General features: G+C 63.1%; 22 protein-coding genes. 20 read left to right on the top strand and 2 right to left on the bottom strand.

The features are described 5' to 3' along the window. Positions 1-12 precede the first annotated feature (12 nt). Positions 13-2,385, top strand: coding sequence for a heavy metal translocating P-type ATPase (locus RQH62_RS18995; protein WP_311270242.1), 2,373 nt, complete (start codon positions 13-15; stop codon positions 2,383-2,385). Next, positions 2,382-2,771: a Cu(I)-responsive transcriptional regulator gene (gene cueR, locus RQH62_RS19000; RefSeq protein ID WP_311270243.1), complete on the top strand. Its 390-nt coding sequence runs from the start codon at positions 2,382-2,384 to the stop codon at positions 2,769-2,771. The genes RQH62_RS18995 and cueR overlap by 4 nt, the downstream gene beginning before the upstream one ends. Positions 2,772-2,793: 22 nt before the next feature. On the opposite strand, the gene RQH62_RS19005 is transcribed toward cueR, so the two are convergent. Beyond that, the gene (locus RQH62_RS19005; RefSeq protein WP_311270244.1) at positions 2,794-3,363 is read right to left on the bottom strand and encodes a hypothetical protein; all 570 of its coding nucleotides are present in this window, start codon (positions 3,361-3,363) and stop codon (positions 2,794-2,796) included. Positions 3,364-3,583: 220 nt separating this feature from the next. Between RQH62_RS19005 and RQH62_RS19010 the strand changes: the two genes are divergently transcribed. From RQH62_RS19010 to RQH62_RS19090, 18 genes are all read left to right on the top strand, one after another. Next, positions 3,584-4,345, top strand: a complete 762-nt coding sequence (locus tag RQH62_RS19010) for a LuxR family transcriptional regulator (RefSeq protein ID WP_222887095.1) — start codon at positions 3,584-3,586, stop codon at positions 4,343-4,345. A 16-nt stretch (positions 4,346-4,361) separates the two neighbouring features. After that, positions 4,362-5,105, top strand: a complete 744-nt coding sequence (locus tag RQH62_RS19015) for a LuxR family transcriptional regulator (RefSeq protein WP_405053570.1) — start codon at positions 4,362-4,364, stop codon at positions 5,103-5,105. 74 nt (positions 5,106-5,179) lie between these two features. Continuing rightward, a complete protein-coding gene (locus tag RQH62_RS19020) occupies positions 5,180-5,791 on the top strand; it encodes an acyl-homoserine-lactone synthase (RefSeq protein WP_311270246.1) in 612 nt (203 codons plus the stop codon). An 11-nt stretch (positions 5,792-5,802) separates the two neighbouring features. After that, positions 5,803-6,747: a phytanoyl-CoA dioxygenase family protein gene (locus tag RQH62_RS19025; RefSeq protein WP_311270247.1), complete on the top strand. Its 945-nt coding sequence runs from the start codon at positions 5,803-5,805 to the stop codon at positions 6,745-6,747. 49 nt (positions 6,748-6,796) lie between these two features. After that, positions 6,797-7,138, top strand: coding sequence for a hypothetical protein (locus RQH62_RS19030; protein ID WP_013849918.1), 342 nt, complete (start codon positions 6,797-6,799; stop codon positions 7,136-7,138). Beyond that, the gene (locus RQH62_RS19035) at positions 7,135-7,800 is read left to right on the top strand and encodes a lytic transglycosylase domain-containing protein (protein WP_013849917.1); all 666 of its coding nucleotides are present in this window, start codon (positions 7,135-7,137) and stop codon (positions 7,798-7,800) included. Before RQH62_RS19030 ends, RQH62_RS19035 begins: the two co-directional genes overlap by 4 nt. Then, positions 7,797-8,135, top strand: coding sequence for a TrbC/VirB2 family protein (locus RQH62_RS19040; protein ID WP_311270248.1), 339 nt, complete (start codon positions 7,797-7,799; stop codon positions 8,133-8,135). The genes RQH62_RS19035 and RQH62_RS19040 overlap by 4 nt, the downstream gene beginning before the upstream one ends. Continuing rightward, positions 8,132-8,482 (top strand): type IV secretion system protein VirB3, encoded by a 351-nt coding sequence (locus RQH62_RS19045; RefSeq protein WP_007683398.1) that lies wholly within the window; start codon positions 8,132-8,134, stop codon positions 8,480-8,482. Before RQH62_RS19040 ends, RQH62_RS19045 begins: the two co-directional genes overlap by 4 nt. After that, the gene (locus tag RQH62_RS19050) at positions 8,475-10,886 is read left to right on the top strand and encodes a VirB4 family type IV secretion/conjugal transfer ATPase (RefSeq protein ID WP_405053569.1); all 2,412 of its coding nucleotides are present in this window, start codon (positions 8,475-8,477) and stop codon (positions 10,884-10,886) included. Before RQH62_RS19045 ends, RQH62_RS19050 begins: the two co-directional genes overlap by 8 nt. Before the next feature lie 3 nt (positions 10,887-10,889). Beyond that, positions 10,890-11,606 (top strand): type IV secretion system protein, encoded by a 717-nt coding sequence (locus tag RQH62_RS19055; protein WP_311270250.1) that lies wholly within the window; start codon positions 10,890-10,892, stop codon positions 11,604-11,606. Further along, on the top strand, positions 11,606-11,812 hold the full coding sequence (locus RQH62_RS24960) for an EexN family lipoprotein (RefSeq protein ID WP_150104476.1): 207 nt from the start codon (positions 11,606-11,608) through the stop codon (positions 11,810-11,812). The genes RQH62_RS19055 and RQH62_RS24960 overlap by 1 nt, the downstream gene beginning before the upstream one ends. A gap of 17 nt (positions 11,813-11,829) precedes the next feature. After that, the gene (locus RQH62_RS19060) at positions 11,830-12,774 is read left to right on the top strand and encodes a type IV secretion system protein (protein ID WP_130030144.1); all 945 of its coding nucleotides are present in this window, start codon (positions 11,830-11,832) and stop codon (positions 12,772-12,774) included. 340 nt (positions 12,775-13,114) lie between these two features. After that, the gene (locus RQH62_RS19065; protein ID WP_311270251.1) at positions 13,115-13,813 is read left to right on the top strand and encodes a virB8 family protein; all 699 of its coding nucleotides are present in this window, start codon (positions 13,115-13,117) and stop codon (positions 13,811-13,813) included. After that, a complete protein-coding gene (gene virB9 / locus RQH62_RS19070; RefSeq protein ID WP_311270252.1) occupies positions 13,810-14,667 on the top strand; it encodes a P-type conjugative transfer protein VirB9 in 858 nt (285 codons plus the stop codon). Before RQH62_RS19065 ends, virB9 begins: the two co-directional genes overlap by 4 nt. 3 nt (positions 14,668-14,670) lie before the next feature. Continuing rightward, positions 14,671-15,897 (top strand): type IV secretion system protein VirB10, encoded by a 1,227-nt coding sequence (gene virB10, locus RQH62_RS19075; RefSeq protein WP_311270253.1) that lies wholly within the window; start codon positions 14,671-14,673, stop codon positions 15,895-15,897. Positions 15,898-15,900: 3 nt separating this feature from the next. Further along, entirely contained in the window at positions 15,901-16,905 is a 1,005-nt protein-coding gene (gene virB11, locus RQH62_RS19080) for a P-type DNA transfer ATPase VirB11 (protein WP_293784221.1), read from the top strand. Next, a complete protein-coding gene (locus tag RQH62_RS19085; RefSeq protein WP_311270254.1) occupies positions 16,889-18,853 on the top strand; it encodes a type IV secretory system conjugative DNA transfer family protein in 1,965 nt (654 codons plus the stop codon). Before virB11 ends, RQH62_RS19085 begins: the two co-directional genes overlap by 17 nt. Beyond that, positions 18,843-19,727 carry an LPD7 domain-containing protein gene (locus tag RQH62_RS19090; RefSeq protein WP_293784215.1) on the top strand — a complete coding sequence of 295 codons (885 nt, stop codon included), beginning with the start codon at positions 18,843-18,845 and terminating at the stop codon, positions 19,725-19,727. The genes RQH62_RS19085 and RQH62_RS19090 overlap by 11 nt, the downstream gene beginning before the upstream one ends. 37 nt (positions 19,728-19,764) lie before the next feature. On the opposite strand, the gene RQH62_RS19095 is transcribed toward RQH62_RS19090, so the two are convergent. Next, positions 19,765-20,949, bottom strand: coding sequence for a HEPN-associated N-terminal domain-containing protein (locus RQH62_RS19095; protein WP_311270255.1), 1,185 nt, complete (start codon positions 20,947-20,949; stop codon positions 19,765-19,767). Between the last annotated feature and the right edge of the window lie 95 nt (positions 20,950-21,044).

Here is a 21,044-nt window from a genome sequence, read left to right on the forward strand (position 1 = left end):
AGGAGACGGTTTATGACCGATTTGAAGAACGCGGCGCATGGAGGTCATGGTTGTTGTGGAGGCCATGCGCGTCACGCGCACGGCGAAGGCATGAAGACAGAGGTCAAGGATCCGGTCTGCGGGATGACCGTCGATCCGGCAAAGACGCCGCACCACGCTGTCCACCAACACCACGATTATCATTTCTGTAGTGCCGGTTGCCTCGCAAAATTCGAGGCGGATCCGGCGCACTATCTCGCTGCCGAACCGCCCGCGCCAGTCGAGGCCGCCCCGGGAACGATCTGGACCTGCCCGATGCATCCGGAGATCCGGCAGGATCATCCGGGCGCCTGTCCGATCTGCGGCATGGCGCTCGAGCCGGAGATCGCCACCGCCGAGACCGGGCCGAGTGCCGAACTGGTCGATATGACGCGCCGCTTCTGGATCGGCTTGGCGCTTACGATCCCGGTGCTTGTGCTCGAGATGGGCGGCCATCTCTTTCCGGCCCTCCATCACGTCGTCTCCGGACGCGCCTCCACGTGGATTCAGCTCCTTTTGGCGACGCCCGTCGTGCTGTGGGGCGGTTGGCCCTTCTTCGAGCGCGGCTGGATGTCGCTCAAGACGCGCCATCTCAACATGTTCACCTTGATCGCGATGGGAACGGGCGTCGCCTGGGCCTACAGCCTGGTGGCGACGCTCGCGCCCGGCATTTTCCCGGCCGCCTTCCGCGAGGGCGGCACGGTCGCGGTCTACTTTGAGGCCGCCGCGGTCATCACGGTGCTGGTGCTGCTCGGCCAGGTCCTCGAACTCAGGGCGCGCGAGCGCACCTCCGGCGCGATCAAGGCGCTGCTCAATCTCGCGCCCAAGACCGCTCGGCGGCTCGCAGCGGACGGGCATGAGGAAGAAGTTTCCCTTGACCTGATTGCCGTCGGGGACCGGCTGCGCGTGCGGCCGGGCGAGAAGGTCCCGGTCGACGGCGTGATCGTGGATGGTCGTTCGGCCATCGACGAGTCCATGGTGACGGGTGAATCCATGCCCGTCGCCAAGGAAGTGGACGCCGCCGTTATTGGCGGTACGCTCAACCAGAGCGGCGCTCTCGTGATCCGCGCCGAACGGATCGGCCGCGACACCATGCTCGCGCGGATCGTCCAGATGGTCGCCGAAGCGCAGCGCTCGCGTGCGCCGATCCAGCGGCTAGCCGACCAGGTCGCAGGGTGGTTCGTACCGGCGGTGCTTGGCGTCGCGGTGCTGGCTTTTGTCGCGTGGGGCGTCTGGGGACCCGAGCCGCGGCTCGCCCATGGGCTGATCGCCGCAGTCGCGGTGCTCATCATCGCCTGCCCGTGTGCGCTCGGACTTGCGACGCCGATGTCGATCATGGTCGGCGTTGGGCGGGGCGCCGGACTTGGTGTGCTGATCAAGAACGCCGAGGCGCTGGAACGCTTTGAAAAGGTCGAGACGCTGATCGTCGACAAGACCGGAACGCTGACGGAAGGAAAGCCGTCAGTCACCCAGATCGTTACCGCGGAAGGCGTCGAGGAGGGAGAAGTGTTGCGCCTGGCGGCGGCGGTCGAGCGCGCCTCGGAGCATCCGCTGGCGCTGGCGGTGGTAGCGGCGGCGACGGGGCGAGGGATCAGCATTCCAGCGGTCTTGGATTTCGACGCACCGACCGGCAGAGGCGCGATTGGAACGGTCGACAACCGGCGCGTGACGCTCGGCAACGCGCGTATCATGCGCGAAAGCGGCATTGATCTGGCCGCGATGGAAGCGGCGGCCGACGAGCTACGCCGCGACGGTGCCACCGCCATTTTCGTGGGCTTCGACGATCGCGTCGCGGGCGTGCTCGCAATCGCTGATCCGATCAAGGCGACGACACCCGAAGCGCTTGCAGGGCTGCGTGCGGCCGGGATCAAGGTGGTCATGCTGACTGGCGACAACCGCACGACCGCCGAAGCCGTCGCGCGCAAGCTCGGCATCGACGCGGTCGAGGCTGAAGTGCTGCCCGACCAGAAGAGCGCGGTGATCGAAAAGCTGAAGCGGAAAGGTCAGATAGTCGCGATGGCAGGCGACGGCGTCAATGACGCCCCGGCGCTCGCCGCCGCCGATGTCGGCATCGCCATGGGTTCAGGGACCGACGTTGCGATCGAGAGCGCTGGCGTGACGCTCTTGAAGGGTGATCTCACCGGCATCGTGCGGGCGCGAAGGCTGAGCGAAGCGACTATGTCCAACATTCGCCAAAATCTGTTTTTCGCCTTCATCTACAACGCGGCTGGCGTGCCGGTCGCAGCGGGCGTGCTCTATCCCGTCTTCGGAATTTTGCTCTCGCCGATCATCGCAGCCGCCGCCATGGCCTTGTCATCGGTCAGCGTGGTCGGCAATGCGCTTCGCCTCAATAGGGTGAAACTATGAACATCGGCCAAGCCTCGGAGGCGAGCGGCGTCTCTCAGCGCATGATCCGTCACTATGAAAAGATTGGCCTGATTCCGCCGCCTTCCCGTCGCGACAGCGGGTATCGCGACTACGCGCCGGACGACGTGCATCGGCTCTCCTTCATCTCTCATGCGCGTGACCTGGGTTTCCCGATCAACGAGATCGAGGAACTTTTGTCCTTGTGGTCGGACAGGAGCAGGGCCAGCGCCGATGTGAAGGCGTTGGCTCTAGCCCGCGCCGAAGAACTTGGACGAAAGGCCCGCGCGCTTGAGGCGATGCGTGCTTCGCTCCTCGACCTAGCGTCACGATGTCGGGGTGATAGCCGGCCCGAATGCCCGATCATCGACAGGCTACAAGCCGTCTAGGAGTGGCCAAGCACCAAGACCCTCACCCGGTCAGGGCAAGCTCGCCTTGCACGGGCAGATTCGGCTTGGAGCTGATTCCCGGCACTAGACGCAGAGCTTCGCCGACAAGCGTATAGACAGCGTGGCGTTGCGCGCCGCGGTTTCGATGGTCGACGCGGTAGCCTTGGTAATGCCGGCGCAGCAGACCGGCGTTCACAAGTTCGGAGACGGCGCGGCTGAGATTGCTCTTCCCGGCTGTACGGACACGCGCGCGCATCTCCTCCGCGATCACGCCGCGCCTTTTCTCCGCATCGCCGGGGAGCAGTCCGTTTCTGGCGAGGTCGCTCTCGACCCGCTCGGCCAGCGTGATGCTGCGCGGACCACGCTGGGCCATCGGCGTCAATGCGTCGCATAGCCAATCGCGCAGGGAAACGAGCCCATCGTTCCGCCTGACCCAGGGACCGGCGCTGCCATCTGGCCCCGCCACCTGGGCGATCAGCTTGAGCAGCATGAAGGCATAACGGGGCCGGCTCGATACGGTCGCCAGCGTCTCGAGCACGGCCGCGACATCACAGCCAATGGAGGGTTCAAGAGGCTTGCCTGCATGAAACATAACATGATGGAATCAAGCACAAAGCAGGATCAATGTGAATCCCAAATCGGCGGCCGCAGACGGGTTGTCAGCTATGACACTTTGCCGGCGGGTAAAGTGTCATAGGCGATCCATCTAATCGCAGATTGTTGCGAATCATTCTCAACTCATCCTGATAATCATGGCGCTCGCCGCTTAGGTCTGGACGAGGAGTCATCTCGCGGACGAGCTTCGACCGTCTATGGCGAACAGGATAAAAGACTGCGGCCGCCTCGATGATCTCACGCGCTTCGCGACCGAATGTGCGCGTGCTGAAAATCTCGGCGAACTGCATGGAACGATCGACGCGGCCGCGCGGGAATTCGGCTTCCGCTGGTTCACGCTGCTTCATAACGTCGATCTTCGGCGCGGAGGCGAGCAGGCTCTATTCCTCACGACCTATCCCTCGGCCTGGCTCGAGGAAGTGCTCGAAGAGCGCCATTATCTCGAAGATCCCATCCATGCGGCCTGCGCACGCACCCCGTCAGGGCTCGCCTGGGACCGGATTGGCGATGTGCTGGAGCTCACGCCGCGGCAGCGAAGCATCCTCGAACGCGCCAGGGACCATGACCTTGCGTCCGGCTACAGCTTGCCGATCCGGACCCCGGGCGAGCCCGAGGCGATCTTTACCGCCGCCCGATCGCGCGACGAGCCGCTCAGCGCAGAGGAGATACTGACCGCGCGTCTGCTCGGCTCGGTCGCTTATGATCGTGCCCGCGAGCTGCTAGGCGAGGCCGCGAAGACATTGACCTGCGTCCCGCTCAGCCCACGACAGGTCGAATGCATCGCACTCGTCGCGCAAGGCAAAAGCGACTGGGAGATCGGCCAAATCCTCGGTCTCAGCCGCGACACCGTGCACGAATATGTTGAATCGGCCCGCAGGCGTTATGGCGTGCGACGACGCACGCAGCTGGTGCTGCGCGCGGTTCGCGATGGTCATCTCAACATGGAAGCGCTGCTCTGATCTCGCCGGCCATGTGATGATCGGGCTTGGGCAAATTCAGGATTTTTGCGCTGTCGCTGGCGCGATCAAGGACGCCGCAGCCTTGTCGGACCTGATGGCCGAAATCACGAAGGCCATGGGCTTTCGGCACTATGCCCTGGTCCATCATGTCGACCTGAAGCCTGCGGTTCGCTCGGTCCACATCGTCGACTATCCGCAAGACTGGGTGGAGCGCTTCCAGGCGAGACGTCTCTATGCGAGCGACCCGATCCACCGCGCCAGCCATCGCACCAATGTGGGCTTTGCCTGGTCGGCGGTTCAGTCGATCATCTCTCTGACGGCCGCCGATCGCTCGATCCTGGCAGAAGCATACGAGGCCGGGCTGGGCGACGGCTTCACCGTTCCGGCCCACATACCCGGCGAGCTCAATGGATCCTGTTCCTTCGCGATGGCGGCGGGCGAGATGCTCGACCATCGGCAATTGCCGTTCGTGCAGCTCGTCGGCAGCTTCGCGTTCGAAGCGGCACGCAAGATTTCCCGGATCCACGCGCCACAATCCGAATGCCCGAGCCTGACCGAAAGGCAGGCCGAATGCGTGGCGCTGGTCGCGCGGGGCAAGACCGATTGGGAGATCAGCCAGATCCTCGGCATCGGCCAGGAAACGGTGATCCAGCATGTGAAGGATGCGCGCGACCGCTATGGCGTCACCAAGCGCACCCTCCTTGCCATTCGCGCCTTGTTCGACGGGCAAATCAGCTTCGCCGATGTGTTCGGCCGATGATCTCCCCAGAACTGGGGATAACGCAAGAAAGCCGCCTCTGATCGACTGACAGGCCTCACCAAAAGGAGGCTGTCATGCACATCGGGACCGGCTTTTCGCAAGCCATGGAACACTGCCTGTTTCGCTCCATGTTCGAGGAGCGCAAGCGGGTCTTCGTCGATCTTCTTCGCTGGGACGTTCCGGTCATCGCCGGTCGCTACGAAATCGATCAGTTCGACAATGATCGCGCCGTCTACATCGTTGTCACCGGGGACGACGGGGAACACCGTGCATCCGCACGGCTTCTGCCGACGACGCACGAGCATATTCTCGGCACGATCTTCCCGGATCTTTGCGAGGAAGCGCCGCCACGCGGTGGTGCGATCCTGGAAATCACCCGCTTTTGCCTTGCGCGAAAATTGCGCGCCTGGGAGCGTCTCGAGGTGCGCAATCAGCTGGTCACCGCGCTTGTCGAATATGCCCTCGCCAACCAGATCCACAGCTTCACCGGCGTCGCTGAGTGGCCGTGGTTCCAGCAGATCCTGAGTTTCGGCTGGACTTGCCGACCATTGGGTCTTCCCACGTCCGAGCAAGGGCGAAGCCTCGTCGCCTTGCAAATCGATGTGGACGGCCGAACGCGCGAGCAGTTGCGCGAGAGCGGCATTTTCCGCCCTGTCGGCCTTGCCGATCTTCCAGCAGCAGCGTGAGGAGAGCGATCATGGCCACGATCGCAAGGCGCGGCATCTTGGCCGCGACCAAAGCCGACGAAAAGCTGCGACAGCACGGCTTCTGCATCCTGCGGGATGTCGAGTCTCGATCGCGCATCGAAGAGATCGATCGATCCCTCCATCCGCGTTTTGCCGCCACGCCTTTCTGCCAGGGTGGATTCTACGGCCCACGGACAAAACGCTTCGGTGGCCTGTTGAAGCGCGCCCCGGTGGTGGAAAGCCTTGTCCAAAACCCTGCCGTCATGCGCCTCGTCCACGCTATCCTCGAGCCCTGGTGCGACACCGTCCAGCTCAACCTCACGCAAGCGCTCGAGCTGCATCCGGGCGCGCCAGCGCAATTTCCGCACCGGGACCAGGACATGTGGCGCGGTCCGACCGGGGAGCTCGAATATCTCGTCAACGTGATGTGGCCGATTTCGCCGTTCACGGCCGAAAATGGGGCCACGCTGGTCTGGCCGGGGAGCCACAATGGCGGGCAGGGTGACGACGGCGCGGAGCCGGTCGCTATCGAAGCCAATCCTGGATCGGCGATCATATTTCTGGGATCGACCCTTCATGGTGCCGGCTCGAATCATTCAAACGCCGTGCGCCGAGGCATAATCGTCAGCTACTGCCTCGGCTGGCTGAAGCCCTATGAAAACCAGTGGCTGACCTATCCGCCTGAGGTGGCCAGCGCATTTGCCCCCGAGCTTGCCGCGCTGGTCGGCTACCAGCAGCACCGCCCCAATCTCGGCAACTATGACGGGCAGTGCCCGTCCATCCTGCTCGGCGACGATCCGCCGGACCATCTCGCCGCAATCGATGCTCTCCGACCCGACCAGGAAGGCGCTCTGTCCGAATTCCTGCGACAGCAAACCGATCAACTCCCCCCGGCTGGGGGGATTGCCGAAATCGAGCGCGGTCGGAACAAAAGAGAGGTGAAATCCAACGGATAGCTGACGGCATTTCCCGACGCGGGAGCTGTCTCTCGCGGGGGAAGACCCGATGCAACGTGCGATATTCGGCATGGCGATGCTCGCCCTCGCCACAGCCCTTCCAAGCGCACCGGCAGCGGCGAATGACCTGGGCTGCCAGGTTCTCCTCTGTCTCTCCAATCCCGGTGGCGCGACCCAATACGCACAATGCGTGTCGCCGATGACCAAGCTTTGGCAACGCTTGGCCACCGGCGGCGCCTTTCCCGGCTGTAGCGGCGGCGGCGTCGCCCGCACGAAGGTCTACGATCGCGATTCCACAGTTCGCCGGCGGGTGGTCATCACGTTCAACGACGGCCGCAGCCAGACCTTCTCGCTGGCCGGCATCGAGCGCCTGGACGGCGGCGGCCAATGATCCTCGATCTCGCCACCCTTCTTTCGCTTGCAGGAGCTTGCGCGCCGACGGTGGCGCCTGAGACGCTCATTTCGATCGTCCACACGGAGAGCCGGTTCAACAGTCTCGCCATCGGGGTCAATAGTCCCGGCGTGCGCGCGCCAAAGCCCGCGACCAAGGCGCAGGCAATCGCTGCGGCGCGTAGCCTGATTGGTCGAGGCTACAACATCGATCTCGGCCTGGGGCAGATCAACAGCGCCAATCTCGGCTGGCTGGGGCTTTCGGTAGAAAATGCGTTCGAGCCCTGCTCCAATCTGGCCGCCGCCGCGCGTGTCCTCGCGACCAACTACCAGGCGGTCGCGCGCCTTGCCCCGAGCCGGGATCATGCGATCGCGACCGCCCTGTCGATGTACAATACCGGCGACCGGCAGCGCGGCTTTCGCAATGGCTATGTCGCCAGGGTCTATGCCAGCGCGTCGGCCGTCATTCCGCTGATCCGTGGCACGGCGCCGGTGGCTGCCGCACCAGCGATTCCTCAATCTCTGCCCACCTTCGCTCCGCCACCCGACACCCCTGTTTCGCCACCGGCCGCAGCTGGGTGGAATACAGCGGCGAGGGCGAGCCAGGCCTCGCTCATGGTGTTCGGCGACGGGGCCGCATCTCAGAAAGGACAGCATCCATGACAGCAATCACCGCCCACCCGGGCGGACGGCCCCAATGGGCGCGACTTCTGCTGCGCGTCATCGGCGTGATGGCATTGGCGCTGCTTGTCTCGATTCTGCTGAGCGATCCTGCACACGCGCAAGGTGCCGACGGCATCACGTCCATGGCGGAGAACATCAAGACCTGGCTCACCGGGACCTTCGCCAAGACCATCGCGGTGATCGCGGTCGTGATCGTTGGGTTCATGTTTTTCACCGGGCGCGCCAGCCTCGGCCTTCTGGTGACGGTCATCGTTGGCATCTTCATCGTCTTCAGTGCGCAGTGGATCGTCGACACCATCACAGGTGGTGCGTGAAGGAGAGCGCCGCCCTGGACGAGCGGCTGCGCGAGGAGACGCTGTTCCTGGCGGTCACGCGGCCGACGATGTGGCTCGGCGTGCCGCTCGAAGCCTCGTTGCCGATCGCGCTTGCCGCCTGTCTCACTTTGATCGTCAGCGGCAACCCGCTCTATGCCGGCGCCATCGGAGGCGCCTGTCTTGCCGTGGCGCGGCTCATCGTGCGGCACGATGCCAATGCCTTCCGGCTGCTGTGGCTGTGGACCATGACCAAGGCGCGCAGCCGGAACCGCGCCTGGTGGGGCGGCAGTTCCTATTCGCCGCTCCCGGTTGCCGGGCTGAAACGCAAGGGCTTTGCGCGTGGCTAGCGCGGCTGCCCAGCTTCCGCCGCGCAAGACGCCGTGGCGCATATTGCGGCAAGAGGCCGAGCCGGGTCGCTATCTGCCCTACGTGCGCCACGTGACATCGGAGGTGATCGCGCTCGATAGCGGCGACCTCATGATGATGTTCCGCCTTGAAGGGCTTGCGTTCGAGACCGCGGATCCGATCCACCTCAATGACTGGCACGAGAAGCTCAACGGCACCTGGCGCAACATTGCCGACGATCGGCTCGCGCTCTGGACGCACATCGTTCGCCGCCCGGTCGATGACTATCCCGAAGGCCAATTCCGCTCGGACTTCGCGGCCGATCTGGACGAAAAATATCGCGCGCGGGTGACTGCCAAGCGCATGTTCGTCAACGAGCATTATCTGACGCTGATCATGCGGCCGGCGGTCGGCTCGGCCGATCGGACCGGGCTTCTCCTCAAGCGCATCGCCAAGGCCAGGGCGGCCGATGAGGAAGTCGACCCCGACGAGTTGGCCCGCTTCGAGGAGAAGGCGCGCGATATCGAAAAGCTGCTTCGGCGGTGCAGCCCCGCGCGGCTCGCTCTTTATGAGCAGAATGGCCTCCTATTCTCCAGGCCGCTCGAAGTGCTCGAGCAAGTCATGATGGGCGCAAAGGCCAAGGTCCCGCTGGTCCGAGGCCATCTTGGATCAGCCCTCTACGGCGAGCGGGTGATCTTCGGACGCGAGACGGTCGAGATCCGCGCCCATGATGCGAGCCGCTGGTTGGGCATTTTCGGCATCCGGGAATATCCCGCGCTCACCCGTCCCGGTCAGATGAACGCTCTGCTCGGCCAGGATTTCGCGTTCGTCGTCTCGCAGTCCTTCACCTTCATGGGGAAGGCGCGCGCAGCCGAAAGGCTGCGCCGGCGACAGAACCAGATGGCTTCGACCGAGGACGCGGCAGCAAGCCAGGCGCTCGACCTCGAAGACGCCGCCGACGATCTTCAAAGCAATCGGTTCGTCCTTGGCGAACATCATTTCTCGCTTGGGGTGTTTGCCGAAAGCCAGAGGCGACTCGCCGATAATCTGTCGGCCGCGCGGGCGGCGCTCGCGGACGCTGGTTTGGTATCAGCGAGGGAAGGGCCGGCGCTCGAAGCAGCCTTCTGGGCTCAGCTTCCCGGTAACTTCGCGTGGCGGGCGCGGCCGGCGGCAATCACATCGCGGAATTTCGCCGCATTGGCACCTTTTCATACCTACCCCGCAGGCCGGCCGAGCGGAAATCATTGGGGTCCGGCGATCGCGCTGATGAAAACGGCCGCGCAATCGCCCTACTATTTCAACTTCCATGTCGGGGATCTCGGCCACACGCTCATCATCGGTCCCTCGGGCGCGGGCAAAACGGTCGTTCAGAACTTCCTGATGGCGCAGCTCGAGAAGACGGGCGCGCAGCAGATCTTCATCGACAAGGATCGCGGCGCCGAGATCTACGTGCGGTCTGCTGGCGGGATCTATCTGACGCTGAAGAACGGGGAGCCAACCGGCTTCGCGCCGCTGCGGGCGCTCGAATATGGGCCGCGCAACCTCGTCTTTCTCGGTCGTCTGATCCGGCAGCTGGTGACGCCGCCCGGCGGCACGCTGGGCGTCACCCAGGAGCGCATGATCGACGAAGGCTTGGCGTCGCTCGGGCGGCTCGCACCGGAGAACCGATCCATTCTGGCCCTGCGCCAGCTGCTCGGCCAGCGCGATCCGGAAGGCATCGGCGCTCGGCTTGAGAAATGGTCGCGAGGCGGATCGCTGGGTTGGGTGTTCGACAACGAGATCGATGCTTTGTCGCTCGATGCGCCGTTCCTCGGCTTCGACATGACCGACTTCCTCGACAATCCGGAAGTTCGCACGCCGATCATGATGTACATGTTCCATCGCATCGACGGCCTTCTGGATGGCCGACGACTGGTGATCGACATCGATGAGTTCTGGAAGGCGCTGGGTGATGACGCTTTCCGCGCCTTTGCCCAGGATGGCCTGAAGACCTACCGCAAGCAGAACGCCTTCCTGGTTTTCGGCACGCAGAGCCCGGCCGATGCGCTGCGCTCGGATATCTCGCACAGTATCATGGAGCAGGTCGCGACCAAGATCCTGCTGCCCAACCCCTATGGGCGTGAAACGGATTATATCGACGGGCTGGGCCTGACCCAGGCGGAATTCAAGCTCGTCCGTCACGACCTGAACCCGGAATCTCGCCGCTTCCTCATCAAGCAGGGTCATGACTCGATCGTGGTGGAACTGGACCTGGGCGGCCTCTCCGACGAGCTCGCGGTGCTCTCGGGCACCACGGAAACCGTGACGCTCCTCGATGCCATTCGCGCTGATGTCGGCGACGACCCGGCGAAATGGTTGCCTCTTTTTCACCAGCAGCGTCGGTCTGCATCGATCAGGAAAGGATGAGCTATGGGTAAGGGTATATACGCAGCACTTGGCGCCATCGCCCTTGGAATGGCGGGGCCTGCAGTCGCGCAAGGTATCCCCGTCTACGACAGCTCCGGCTATCTGCAGGCGCTGGCCACGGTGAAGAACACCCTGTCGATGATCGATCAGGGGAAGGAGCAGATCGCCGAGGCGAAGCAGCTCTATGGCAGCTTCAACCAGGTCACTGACGTCAACGGTATTGCCTCGTCGCTTTCCACGGACGCCATGCGCCATCTACTGCCGCGGGAGGCCCGTGACATCAGCCGGCTGATGTCGTCGGACAATGCCAGCCTGGGCTCGCTCGGGAGCTCCGCGACCCGTATCCGGGACGCCAACCGTATCGCTTTGCCGGAATTGCGGCCAGGTGCGTCGGCGTATGAGCGCGCTTCCCGCGACAACCTCTTGCGGAACGGCGACCTCGCAGCGCGCGATGCCGCGATCGCGGAGGCGGCCTATGGCGTGTCGGCTCAGCGCACCGCCGGGCTCGAAGAACTGAGAACCTCGCTGGATACGGCTTCGGACGCCAAGCAGGTCATGGATATCCAGGCGAGGGTAGGGGTCGAAAATGCCCATATCCAGAACGATGCTCTGCAATTGCAGGCGCTGCGGATGCGGCAAGAGTCGCAACGTCGGCTTCAGATTCAACGTGACGACGAACAGGACCTGGCCGACCTGACGACAAGTTTGGGTGGCGAGTGATGCTCCGCACGATTGTCGCGAGCGCTATTTTGGCGTCCGCATTAGTGGGCTGCAAACAGCCGACCGGGAAGGATGAGTATCGCCGTGATACTAACCTGAGGAACGAAACCCTCCGGAACTGCGCGAACGGCACCCATCTGAGCTCCCGAGAGTGCACAAATGCGCAAGATGTAAAAGATCTTGATGACCTCAAACGGTCTCTTTGACGTCTGGCGAATTCTCGATGGCTTCTACTCTCTTCAATGATTTCTATCTGCAGGTCGACAATCAGCTCGACCTGTTCCTGAACGAGCGTCTCCAAAATGTCGTTGAGGTTGTTCGCGGCCCACTTGCGGTCGGACTGGTCATCTACATTGCCCTGTTCGGCTACATGGTGATGCGGGGTATCATCAGCGAACCTTGGGGCGAGCTTTTCTATCGGATGGTGAAGCTCTGTCTGCTGTATGTTGCTGCGACGACGGTCGCCTATTCCGATTGGATCACGACACCGCTCTTCCATGGGATGCCGGATGCTCTTTCTCAAGCGCTTTCCGGTAGAACGATCACAAGCGTGGGCGCTGCGTTCGACGACTATTTCAATCAAGCGGATAGTATAGTTCTCATAATTCGCGCTAAGGCAGCGACATACATCGAGATAAACCCGATGCGCTTGGTGCTAATCGCGCTAGCCGTTGGCATCTATGCGTTAGCTGGCTTGTCAGCTGCGATAGGCTTCGCAATTACCATTTTCGCAAAAATTGCCCTCGCAATCATCATTGCGTTGGGTCCGATCTTCATAGCCCTCTCATTGTTTGAGCCGACGCGTCGCTTCTTCCATGGTTGGTTGGGACAGGCGTTCAACTACATCGTCCTTATGGGCGTTATCATCGCGATCACGACGCTCATCTCGGATCTGGGCACCATCGCAATCGCTGCTGCTGAATCAAAGGCCGATGTGACGATCGGTGCAGTTCTGTTCGCAGTTTACCTCTTTCTAGGAACTATCTTTTTCTTCCAGGCGCCCGCCATCGCGACGGGAATAGCGGGGGGAGCCGCTGCCGGCGTGGGTGCCTTCGCCGGAACGGCCTGGGGCACAATGGCATCTCCCTTCCGACAGCGTCGCGTCATGCGCAACAGTCGCAACTTGGAGCGCGCCGCTCGTCGCGGCGGCACCATCGAAGCGGCGTAGTGAGGCATCATCATGACTTTCCTTTTTCCGCGAATTTCCGCCTCGAGCTTCCGCCGCAGCGTCGCTTACCTAGTTGGTGGCCTAGTTGTGCTCGGCGCCGCGGGCTGTGCTTCCGGACCCAAGAAGCTCGCGGTTTGCAATGGCCGTCACCTGCGAGACGTGAACATCTACGGAAGCGTCCTGCCTGGCTCGCCAGTGCCTGCCACCACGGAACCGAGAGTTGCACCGCCTATACCGCCCCTGTCCCATCCACGAGATGGCGATCCACCCCCGCCGCCCGCCGTGCCGTCGCCGTCTCCCTCGGACGACAAGGTCTCGCTCGCACCAAGGGGACCGCACTATGCGAGCTGCTGATGATCGCTCGGAAGCGGTGCCGGCGTTGGGGCTGCAGCGCTATTTCCGGGACGCACGAAGCTGGGATCAGGACAGGATCCGGAACGCGCTGCGCTCGACCCGCATCGCTTGGAGCATCGCGGCCATCGCCTCACTCCTGGCCGCAGCATCGATCTTCGCAGTTGCGGCTCTGACGCCTCTCAAGACTGTCGTGCCCTATGTTATTCGCGTCAACCAGACCACCGGCGCGGTAGATGTCCAGACCGCGCTCACCCAGCGGCCGATGCGCTACGATGAGGCGGTCACCAAATACTTCCTCGCCCAGTATGTGAGAACCCGCGAAAGCTGGATCCCGGCAGCGGCCGAAGAAAATTTTCGGTTTGTGACGATCCTCTCGCAGCCGACCGAACAGCAGCGCTGGGCGCGCTTCTACAGCAGCAACAATGGTGCAAGTCCCCAAAATGTCTGGGGCAAGAATGCGGTCGTGCAAGCGCGCGTGCGCAACATCGCCTTCATCAACGATCGCGTCGCCAATGTGCGGTTCACACGGACAGTCCAGACCGAGACCGACGCTCAGAACAGCGATTGGATCGCCACGATCACGTTCGCCTACGCCAACGCGCCCATGGCGGAAGGCGATCGCTACCGGAACCCGCTGGGATTCCAGGTCGAAAACTATCGTGCCGATCCGGAGGTGATCCGATGAGGGTGCTCTCCGCCGCCATCATTTGCGCGCTGGTGCCTGTAACGGCGGCGCACGCGGTCGAAGTTCCGCGAGGTGGTCCGTCCGACCCGCGCGTCAAGTTCGTCGAATATGAAGAGACCGAGGTCTATCGGATCGTCGGCACGTTCCGGACCGCAACACAGATTGTCCTGAGCGACGATGAGACGATCCAGCACGTCGCGCTGGGCGACACCGTATCTTGGGAGGTCGCAGTCGCCGGGCACATCCTGTTCCTCAAGCCGCGTGAGCGCGCCGGACCGACCAATCTCATCGTCACCACGTCGCGCGGAGGCGAATTGCGCAGCTATGCGTTCGAGCTGACCGCTCGCAGCGGTCCGATCACGGGCCGCAACGGCCAAGCCTATTTTCAGGTAAGGTTCCGGTATCCCAGGGACGACGCCGACCGCGCCGCGCGTCTCAGGGCTGCACAGATTGCCATGCAGGCAGCGGTGCTGGAGGGCCGGGCCGTTCGCGGCGCCCTCGATCATGGGGTCGTCGAAGGGCCTCGCAACATGAACTACAAGGTGCAGGGCTCCAGCGAGCTTCAGCCGTCGGAGGTCTCCGATAACGGGCAGTTCACGGTGTTGCGTTTCCCCGCGAACCGCGAGGTGCCGGCTATATATCTGGTGCGACCGGACGGGTCTGAGACGCTAGTCCCCTTCGACGTCCGCGACGAATTCGTCGTCGTCCATCTGGTGGCGCGTCAGCTTCGCCTTCGGCGAGGCGGCAAGGTGCTGTGCATCTATAATCAGGCGCCAGAACCCTATGGGGTGGATCATGGGACGAACACCGGGTCGCCCCATGTCGAGCGCACCATCACACATCCGCAGGAATGAGCCATGGTCGAAGATCCATCCTCTGTTTCGCGCCCTCTGCCGAGCGCCGATCTCACGCCGGAAAGAGACGAGATCCTGCACGAGCGCGGTATCGAGCCGATCGGGGGGATGACGCCTTCCAAGCGTAATACCGCCCTCATCTTTGCCGGCACGGCGATGGTACTCGGCATCCTGTGGGTTAATTCCGGGACGAGCCAACAGGCCTCCAATCGTGACCTCACTGCCCCGGGCGGGGCGGCCCAAGAGCGGCGCGATATCGTGGCGCGGGAAACCGTCGATTACGCGGCGGTCGCGCCGCAGCCGAGACCGCTGGGCGCAGGCGGGAGCGACCCCAACGCACCGGTGCTCAATCCCGCAGCGGGGGTTTCTGGCCCCGACGGTCAGATCGTCCCTGCCATGCAGCCCGGTGCGGCGCCAGGACCGACAGGAGGGGTGGGCGCCCGGCCGAACCTGGCCGACCAGGCGCGACGATCGACACTCATCGCCTATGGCGGGCGCGATCTCGGTGGGGAGACCTCGCAAGGCCCGGCGGCGGCTTCGGGCGCGCAACCGACCGAAAATTCAGGAACGCCAGGGAGTACGGAGGGCGGGGCGCCCAATGCGCTGGATTTGCTGCGACAAAGCTCCGCAATCGGAGAGGCGCGAGCCTCGATGCTCCCCAATCGCAATTTTCTGATCACTGCGGGGACATTGATTCCCTGCACCCTTCAGACGGCCATCAATTCCGCGCAGCCTGGATACACGTCCTGCCTGATTCCACGGGACGTGTACTCCGAGAATGGCCGGGTCGTGCTCATGGAAAAGGGTACGCGCGTGCTCGGCGAGTATCGCGGGGGCATCCAACAGGGGCAGAACCGCCTCTTTGTGCTTTGGACCCGGGCGGTGACGCCACAAGGCGTCCGCATCGACCTTGCCTCGCCTGGGTCAGACGCGCTCGGCCGCGCCGGACTCGCCGGAGCGGTCGACAGCTTCTTCTGGGCACGGTTCGGCGGCGCGCTCCTACTCTCGCTCGTCGATGACGCCGCCTATATTGCCGGGCAGGCCGCATCGAGCGGCAACGGCAATTTCAACAATGTCACGCGTGCGCCGAGCGAAGGGGCCGCGATCGCGCTCCAGAACAACATCAACATCCGGCCGGTGCTGAAAAAGAACCAGGGCGAGGAGGTCGGTATCTTCGTCGCCAAGGACTTCAACTTCGCCGATGTCTACAATCTGGAGCTGCGGCGGTAAACCATGCGCGATACCGCCGTCCTCCGCCATTATCTCGAACCGCTTCTTCCGTTGCTGGAGCCGGATGATGTAACCGAGCTCGTCATCAACCGCCCGGGCGAGGCGGGGATCGAGGACCGGCAGGGGTGGCGATGGCATGAGTTGCCTGAACTGGACAGCGAGTGGCTTGGAACGCTCGCCGTCGCCGCGGCAAGCTTCACGCACCAGGACATCGATGGGCAGACGCCGATCTGTTCGACCGTCCTTCCAGGCGGCGAGCGCTGCCAGATCGTGATCCCGTCGGTGACGCCGAGCGGCTGCCCGTCCTTTACGATACGCAAGCCCTCGACCGTAACCCTGCCGATCGACCAGCTCGCACGCGCTGGCCTCTTTGACACGACGCGCGCGAGCGCCCGGGGCCTTACCGAAACCGACACTGCGTTGGTGGCGCTTCGCGACGCGGGGGACTGGCCGGCCTTCTTCAAGATCGCGGTCGCCGCGCGCAAGAATATCCTGGTCAGCGGTGCAACCGGGTCCGGCAAGACGACCTTGGCGAAAGCGCTCATCCAGCTCATCCCGCCCGACGAGCGATTGCTTACGATCGAGGACACGCGCGAACTCATCGTGCCCCATCGCAATGTCGTTCACCTGGTCTATTCGAGCGAAGGGCAGGGCCTTGCAAAGGTCGGTCCCAAGCAGCTGCTCGAAAGCGCGCTGCGCATGCGCCCGGATCGCATCCTGCTGCAGGAGCTGCGCGACGGCACCGCCTTCTTCTATTTGCGGAACGTCAACTCGGGACACCCTGGTTCGATCACCACCGTCCATGCCGGCTCTGCCGCGGGCGCCTTCGAGCAGCTGACGCTACTGGTCAAGGAATCCGAGGGCGGCCGAGATCTCGCGCGCGATGATATCCGCGGACTTTTGCGCATGCTCATCGATGTGGTCGTCCAGACCCGGCGCCATGGCGGCCGCTTCGAGGTCGAAGAGGTCTATTTCCACCCGAAGGTGGGCGATGCCGGTGCAGCGTAACTTCTGGATCATCGGCCTGGCCGTTGCCGGTGGCACCATATCGTGCTGCGCGATCGCCATGCTGGTTGCCCTCTTTGGGATGGGCCAGATCGGCCCCAACACCGACATCACGGCCTTGCCCGCGTGGTTGTGGTATTATCGGGCGGACCCGCTGCTTATTCTTTGGCTAAAGCGCGGGGCGCTGGCGGGCGCTCTTCTGGTCGGGCTCCTCGCAATCGGGATTCTGCGCCGCGGGCCGGCATTGCACGGCACCGCCCGGTTTGCGCGCGAAGGCGAGATCCGGCGGGAGGGCCTTCGCGCGGCTGCCGGCATCGTTGTCGGCCGCAAGGCTGGACGTTTTCTGATATTCGGCGGGAGCGAACATGTTCTGCTCGAGGCGCCCACACGCGCGGGGAAGGGCGTCGGCGTCGTCATTCCCAATCTGCTGACCTGGCCAGATTCGGTGGTCGTGCTCGACGTGAAACGGGAGAACTGGGGCGCAAGCGCGGGGTATCGTGCGCGTGCCGGCCAGGCCGTGCACCTGTTCGATCCGCTCGATGCGGAGGGGCGGACGGCGCGGTACAACCCCTTGGCGCACATCGGGCGGACTGATGACATCGAGGTCGTCAACGAGCTGCAGAAGATCGCGGGCATGCTTTTCCCCGCGCCGGAGCGATCCGATCCGTTCTGGGCGGAGGCTGCGCGAGCGGCCTTTGTCGGCGTCGGCGCCCTGGTCGCATCCAACCCGGCCCTGCCCTTCACCATCGGCGAGATATACCGCCGCCTCACGACTGGCGATCCCAAGAGCGACCTTCCCGCAGCGCTTCAGGAAGCCCGCAGGGTGGGCCAGCGCCTCAGCCAAGCCTGCGTGTCCGCGATCCAAGATTTCACCTCGGCCTCGGACAACACCTTTTCCGGGATCAAGCAGACCATCACCGCACGGCTCAATCTCTGGCTCAACCCCATGGTGGATACCGCCACCTCGGAGAGCGACTTCGACCTGCGCGAGGTGCGGCGTCGGCGCATGTCGATTTACCTTGGCGTGTCGCCCGACAATATCGACCGCATCGCGCCGATCTACAGTCTGTTCCTGCAGCAACTCGTGGATCTCAACACCCGCGACCTTCCTGAGGGCGCTAGCAATGTCCCGGTCCTGGTCCTGCTCGACGAGTTCGCCAGGCTCGGCAAAGCCTCGGTGATTGCGAGCGGCTTCTCCTACGTCGCCGGCTATGGCCTGCGCCTGGTTCCGGTCATTCAGAGCCGATCCCAGCTTCGCGCAATCTACGGTCCCGATGTCACCGACGAGATCATCGCCAATTGCGGCCTCGAGGTTGTCTTCACGCCTAAGGAGCTGAAGGTCGCGAACGAACTTTCCGAACGGCTCGGCTTTTTCACGATGAACGTGAAATCCCGCAGCCGTACCATCCACGGGCTACTGGCGAACCGGAGCATCTCGGAATCTGATCAGCGCCGCGCGCTCCTGCTGCCGCAAGAGCTCATGCAGCTGCCGAAGAACGAGCTCCTGCTCCTTCGCGCCGGCATCCCCCCAATTCGAGGGCGCAAGATCGCCTATTACCGGATGCCACGCTTCACGCGACGGGTGGTTGCTCCGCCTGTGCCGTCCGCCCGTCCAATCGCGGCAATGCTTTCCCCACCTACGCCGGCTTCAGCGCGGCAGGGCGCTGGTACACCCGGTCTGAGCGGCGCCCCACAGCAACCGGCGACAAGCTCGGGCGGGACCATACAGGAGGAAATTGTGATGCGGGAAATGACCGACGCCGAGCTGGCAGGTGCGGCCGAGATCACGGATGACATGCTGGTTCTGGGCGACCTGGCCGAACTACCGCCCCCGGGCGACGAGGCCGCCGCGATCGCCTTCGTGTCGGCGATGGTCGAGCGGGCACTTTTGCCACCGGCCGGGCAGCCATCCACATCTATTATCCAGGAAAGGACAGCCCATGTCCGCTGAGAAGTCCGAGAATTCGCGGGGCGCCAGGAAGCGCGCCAATGCCATTTCGATTGGTGAAGGTCAGTCCGTACCGCGTTCTGGGAAAGACACGCGTGACGACATTCCCAAGAAGCCCGGCACCTCTAACAAAGGCAAGGAGGGGGCGGGGGTTCTGCCCCGATCAATTTCTGCCGGCGACATACCGGAGCCCCTGCAAAAGCGCTACTTTTCGTCGACCGGCAAATGGTCGGGCGAACCGGCCTACTTCACGACGGCCCGGGCGAAGGAGCCTGCATTTCGGGACCAAGGACGGCGTCTTGTCACCTCGAGCGAGAGTGAGGAGGTCGTGCGTGATCTCGTCGCCATCGCCCGGCATCGCGGGTGGTCGAATGTTCATCTTACTGGCAGCGAAGCCTTCCGCCGGGCAGCATGGCTCGAGGCCAGTCGCCAAGGATTGGAAGTACGAGGATATCGGCCGAACGAACGCGACCTACAAGAATTGGATCGGCTACAGCGAGACAAGAGCCGCAACAGTATCGCGCCGGCTGCCGTTCCGTCATTCAGCCGGGAGGCCGGCCGAGATCAGTCACAGACTCACGAGCGCTCGGCTCGATCCCGAGCCGCGGCGTCCGGGGACAGAAACGAGCGAGCCGCGCAAAGTCAGTTGCGAGTGATCGAGGCAGTGGTGCGAACCGCATTGTTCGACAATCCCGAAGCGATCTCGCGTGTTATGAAGGTCGCGACCACGAAACTGCAAAACCACGTCGACCGAGGTGATCAAATTCGCCCTGCCATGGTCAGGGAAACGCGCGAGCGAAAGCCGGTCGAAGTTGCATCCATCCGACAGGAGCCCTCAAGAATTCATCCGTCTATCCAGCGATCTCGCGGCCGATAGCGCCACGTCCCATCGTTCAATTCCTTTACCGACGGCGCTACTGATGCGCGACGGCGATCAGACGAAGAAGCGCGTCCTCGGCGTCAACGTTCGCGTCAATGCATTGTCCGTTCTCACAGAATAGCACGAACGCTTTGGTACCGGCATTCTTCGCGCTGCGGTAGATGATGCCGTCCAGCATTTGGCCATCGCGGAGCTGGAAAACCCGTCGAAAATATTCGGTAACGATCTGGGTCGGGACATATTCGATATGCTCCCGGCCGTCGCGCGCGATCGGCTGCGAAATGTCGGCGGCAAATGCGTGAAGAAACCGCAACGAGTGGATCATTTCCTGTCGCGCCATGTCGAATACGCTCGGTATGGACGGAAGCTCGGCGAGGTCCAGCACAGTCAGGTCGCGCACCGGCCGGAAAGTGCCGACTGACAAAACCTTGCCGGCATGCACGTCCGGATCAAAGGTCTCTGCATGTGCCGTTGCAGCGTCGAAGGCGCCGTAGAACATCGGAATGCCAGCGGGGCTCATGCGGTTCGACTGCCGGGCATGCTCCGGCTTGGGCGTACCGATCGCCGTCCCCGTGATCTGTGGTTGATCATCGACGCGGATGCGAACCAAGTCGGTATCGGCACCGATCGTCTTTATCAGGCCTTCATCGGCGAGTTTCGAGCGGATCATGTCCGAAACCGAACCAAGTACCTCTCCCGGCGTCAGCTCGTCATAGCCCTCATGATTGGTCTGTAGGAAGAAGTAGCGCGTGTGGTTCTTCGTGAACGCCTTGAAGCTGTCCCACGCCCAGGTCAGACGCTGGCTGTCGGTTCCGCGATAGAACTCCCGTTCGACCCAGGCCTCGCATTCGATCATGTAATCGAGCGCCGCAAGCACGTCATCGTTTTCGGAGAAGCTGGCATCGTAAAGGACGTCGGAGGTCGTGGAGAGCGGAGCCTGCCATCCCCCTTCACGAGAAATATACATGATTCCTTCGTTGGTGGGTTCGTTCCAGTCGAACCCTAGGCCGCCGAGGACGATCCCGGTGAATGTCTCGAAGGGCGCGGCGATCGGCTGCTCAGATGCGGCGTCACAGAAGCTGCAGGTCTCACTCTCGGCATTCCCTGCGATCCATTCGGCGAGGAATTCATCTGAAACGCAATCCGGGCAGATGTGATCGTCGGATTCGCCGTAACCGCGCTCCTCCATCTCCATCATATATGCCTTCACGATGCCCATCAGATCATTTGCTCCTTCGACGTGGGAGGTAAAGGCAGGCGGAGCCAAAGTCATCAAGATCCACCTCGCACAATCCGGCTCGGCCCACATGTCGA

This window comes from Sphingobium sp. WCS2017Hpa-17, assembly GCF_031843765.1.
Classification (GTDB): domain Bacteria; phylum Pseudomonadota; class Alphaproteobacteria; order Sphingomonadales; family Sphingomonadaceae; genus Sphingobium.

Bases quoted from the DNA above. Each gene is read 5' to 3' on its own strand.
- RQH62_RS19030 (WP_013849918.1), top strand. From the start codon at position 6,797: ATGCAACGTGCGATATTCGGCATGGCGATGCTCGCCCTCGCCACAGCC.
- virB11 (WP_293784221.1), top strand. From the start codon at position 15,901: ATGCGCGATACCGCCGTCCTCCGCCATTATCTCGAACCGCTTCTTCCG.
- RQH62_RS19090 (WP_293784215.1), top strand. From the start codon at position 18,843: ATGTCCGCTGAGAAGTCCGAGAATTCGCGGGGCGCCAGGAAGCGCGCC.
- cueR (WP_311270243.1), top strand. From the start codon at position 2,382: ATGAACATCGGCCAAGCCTCGGAGGCGAGCGGCGTCTCTCAGCGCATG.
- RQH62_RS19095 (WP_311270255.1), bottom strand. From the start codon at position 20,949: ATGGGCATCGTGAAGGCATATATGATGGAGATGGAGGAGCGCGGTTAC.
- RQH62_RS18995 (WP_311270242.1), top strand. From the start codon at position 13: ATGACCGATTTGAAGAACGCGGCGCATGGAGGTCATGGTTGTTGTGGA.
- RQH62_RS19020 (WP_311270246.1), top strand. From the start codon at position 5,180: ATGCACATCGGGACCGGCTTTTCGCAAGCCATGGAACACTGCCTGTTT.
- RQH62_RS19035 (WP_013849917.1), top strand. From the start codon at position 7,135: ATGATCCTCGATCTCGCCACCCTTCTTTCGCTTGCAGGAGCTTGCGCG.
- RQH62_RS19025 (WP_311270247.1), top strand. From the start codon at position 5,803: ATGGCCACGATCGCAAGGCGCGGCATCTTGGCCGCGACCAAAGCCGAC.
- virB10 (WP_311270253.1), top strand. From the start codon at position 14,671: ATGGTCGAAGATCCATCCTCTGTTTCGCGCCCTCTGCCGAGCGCCGAT.
- RQH62_RS19055 (WP_311270250.1), top strand. From the start codon at position 10,890: ATGGGTAAGGGTATATACGCAGCACTTGGCGCCATCGCCCTTGGAATG.
- RQH62_RS19060 (WP_130030144.1), top strand. From the start codon at position 11,830: ATGGCTTCTACTCTCTTCAATGATTTCTATCTGCAGGTCGACAATCAG.
- RQH62_RS19040 (WP_311270248.1), top strand. From the start codon at position 7,797: ATGACAGCAATCACCGCCCACCCGGGCGGACGGCCCCAATGGGCGCGA.
- RQH62_RS19065 (WP_311270251.1), top strand. From the start codon at position 13,115: ATGCGAGCTGCTGATGATCGCTCGGAAGCGGTGCCGGCGTTGGGGCTG.
- RQH62_RS24960 (WP_150104476.1), top strand. From the start codon at position 11,606: ATGCTCCGCACGATTGTCGCGAGCGCTATTTTGGCGTCCGCATTAGTG.
- virB9 (WP_311270252.1), top strand. From the start codon at position 13,810: ATGAGGGTGCTCTCCGCCGCCATCATTTGCGCGCTGGTGCCTGTAACG.
- RQH62_RS19005 (WP_311270244.1), bottom strand. From the start codon at position 3,363: ATGTTTCATGCAGGCAAGCCTCTTGAACCCTCCATTGGCTGTGATGTC.
- RQH62_RS19015 (WP_405053570.1), top strand. From the start codon at position 4,362: ATGATCGGGCTTGGGCAAATTCAGGATTTTTGCGCTGTCGCTGGCGCG.
- RQH62_RS19010 (WP_222887095.1), top strand. From the start codon at position 3,584: ATGGCGAACAGGATAAAAGACTGCGGCCGCCTCGATGATCTCACGCGC.
- RQH62_RS19085 (WP_311270254.1), top strand. From the start codon at position 16,889: ATGCCGGTGCAGCGTAACTTCTGGATCATCGGCCTGGCCGTTGCCGGT.